The organism is Pseudomonas tehranensis (genome assembly GCF_014268615.1).
In the GTDB taxonomy this organism is placed as follows: Bacteria; Pseudomonadota; Gammaproteobacteria; order Pseudomonadales; family Pseudomonadaceae; genus Aquipseudomonas; species Aquipseudomonas tehranensis.
The window spans coordinates 1-2,749 of sequence record NZ_JABWQV010000405.1 but is presented as its reverse complement, the minus strand read 5'-3'; the positions used below and the strand labels follow the sequence as shown (position 1 = coordinate 2,749).

The 2,749-nt window shown below is 62.8% G+C and carries 2 protein-coding genes; both read left to right on the top strand.

What is annotated here, in order from left to right; all coding sequences use genetic code 11:
• The first annotated feature begins 91 nt into the window (after positions 1 to 91).
• Positions 92 to 1,930, top strand: coding sequence for an amidohydrolase (locus HU811_RS26470; RefSeq protein WP_186659025.1), 1,839 nt, complete (start codon positions 92 to 94; stop codon positions 1,928 to 1,930).
• A 143-nt stretch (positions 1,931 to 2,073) separates the two neighbouring features.
• Positions 2,074 to 2,703 (top strand): isochorismate family cysteine hydrolase YcaC, encoded by a 630-nt coding sequence (gene ycaC, locus HU811_RS26465; RefSeq protein ID WP_014337664.1) that lies wholly within the window; start codon positions 2,074 to 2,076, stop codon positions 2,701 to 2,703.
• Positions 2,704 to 2,749: the final 46 nt, after the last annotated feature.

Below are 2,749 nucleotides of genomic sequence, written 5' to 3'. Positions count from 1 at the left end.
GCCGCTACGCGCCCGAGCGGGAGCAAGCTCCCTCGCCACGGACTGTATTTACTCTTGATGTGTTCGCACATCCATCGCCAAAGGAAATCCGATGAACGCCGATCTGATTCTATTCAATGGCCAGTTCCATACCGTCGACCGTGAGAAGCCCCGCGCCAGTGCGGTCGCCATCAGCCAGGGGCGCTTCGTCGCGGTAGGGACCGACGCCGAGGCCATGGCCCTGCGCGGCAGCGGCACCCAAGTCATCGACCTCAAGGGCCGTACCGTCATCCCCGGGCTCAATGACTCGCACTTGCACCTGATCCGTGGGGGCCTGAACTACAACCTTGAGCTGCGCTGGGAAGGCGTGCCGTCCCTGGCCGATGCCCTGCGCATGCTCAAGGACCAGGCCGACCGCACGCCAACGCCACAGTGGGTGCGGGTGGTGGGCGGCTGGAACGAGTTCCAGTTTGCCGAAAAGCGCATGCCGACCCTGGAAGAACTCAACCAGGCCGCTCCCGATACGCCGGTGTTCGTCTTGCATCTGTATGACCGAGCCTTGCTCAACCGCGCAGCCTTGCGAGTGGCCGGCTACACCCGCGATACGCCCAACCCGCCGGGCGGCGAGATCGTGCGCGACAGCAAGGGCGAACCCACCGGCATGCTGGTGGCACGGCCCAACGCAATGATCCTTTACTCGACCTTGGCCAAGGGGCCGAAGCTGCCTTTGGAGTACCAGGTCAACTCCACGCGCCAATTCATGCGTGAACTCAATCGCCTGGGCCTGACCAGCGCCATCGATGCCGGCGGCGGCTTCCAGAATTACCCGGATGATTACGCGGTGATCGAGCAGTTGGCGCGCGAGCAGCAGTTGACGGTGCGCATCGCCTACAACCTGTTCACCCAGAAGCCCAAGGAAGAACTCACCGACTTCAAGAACTGGACCGGCAGCGTCAAGCTGCACCAGGGCGATGACTTCCTGCGGCACAACGGCGCCGGTGAGATGTTGGTGTTTTCGGCAGCGGATTTTGAAGATTTCCTCGAACCGCGCCCGGACCTGCCAGCGGGCATGGAACAAGACCTGGAGCCGGTGGTTCGGCATTTGGTGGAGCAGCGCTGGCCGTTCCGCCTGCATGCCACCTACGACGAGTCCATCAGCCGCATGCTCGACGTATTCGAGAAGGTCAACCGCGACATTCCGTTCAACGGCCTGCCGTGGTTCTTCGACCACGCCGAGACCATTACACCGAAGAACATCGAACGGGTTCGGGCGCTGGGTGGCGGCATTGCGATCCAGGACCGCATGGCCTTCCAGGGTGAATATTTCGTCGACCGCTACGGTGCCAAGGCCGCTGAAGCCACGCCACCGATCAAGCGCATGCTGGCCGAAGGCGTGCCGGTGGGGGCCGGTACCGACGCCACCCGGGTGTCGAGCTACAACCCCTGGACTTCGTTGTACTGGATGGTCAGCGGTCGCACCGTCGGCGGTCTGGCACTGCACGAAGAGGGGCTGCCGCGCCTGACCGCGCTGGAACTGTTCACCCATGGCAGCGCCTGGTTCTCCTCGGAGCAGGGCAAGAAAGGCCAGATCAAGGTGGGCCAACTGGCGGACCTGGCGGCACTGAGTGCGGATTTCTTCAGCGTCGAGGAAGAGGCCATCAAGTGGATCGAGTCCGTGCTGACAGTGGTCGACGGCAAGGTGGTGTACGCCGCCGGCGACTTCGAAAAACTCGGCCCCGCCAGTGTGCCGGTGCTCCCGGACTGGTCGCCGGTGGTCAAGGTGCCTGGTCACTGGCGCCCGACTGCACCGCTGCAGGCGCAAGTCCACCAGTGCAGCGGCCCGTGCACGGTGCACGCCCATAGCCATGAGCGGGCGCGGCTGTCGAACGTTCCGGCCAGCGATTTTCAGGGTTTCTGGGGCGCGTTTGGCTGCTCCTGCTTTGCCTTCTGACTGACAAACATATTCCCCCTGTGGGAGCGGGCTTGCTCGCGAATGCGTCGGTACCTTCGACAGCATCGCAAGCTGATCCACCGCTTTCGCGAGCAAGCCCGCTCCCACAGGTTTCATAGCATCCATCCCAAAGGAGTCATCCCATGAGCAACGTTCCCGCTTACAACCGCCTGAACAAGGACGACGCGGTCGTTCTGCTGGTCGATCACCAGACCGGCCTGATTTCCCTGGTCCAGGACTTTTCGCCCAACGAGTTCAAGAACAACGTGCTGGCCTTGGCTGACCTGGCGAAGTTTTTCGAACTGCCTACCATCCTGACCACCAGCTTCGAACAGGGTCCTAACGGCCCGATCGTGCCGGAGCTCAAGGAAATGTTCCCGGATGCGCCGTACATCCCGCGCCCGGGCCAGATCAATGCCTGGGACAATGAAGACTTCGTCAAGGCGATCAAGGCCACCGGCCGCAAGCAACTGATCATCGCTGGCGTGGTCACCGATGTCTGCGTGGCATTCCCGACGCTGTCGGCGTTGGCCGAAGGTTTCGACGTGTTCGTCGTCACCGACGCTTCGGGTACGTTCAACGAAACCGTGCAACAGGCGGCCTGGGTGCGCATGACCGCGGCCGGCGCGCAGATGATGAACTGGTTCTCGGTGGCCTGTGAGCTGCACCGTGACTGGCGCAACGACATCGAGGGCCTGGGCAATCTGCTGTCCCAGCGGATTCCGAACTACCGCAACCTGATGAACAGCTATTCGGCGCTGACTGCCAAGTAAGCGCCGTGGCTGCTGCTGGATGACGCCCGCCTTGTGCGGGCGTTTT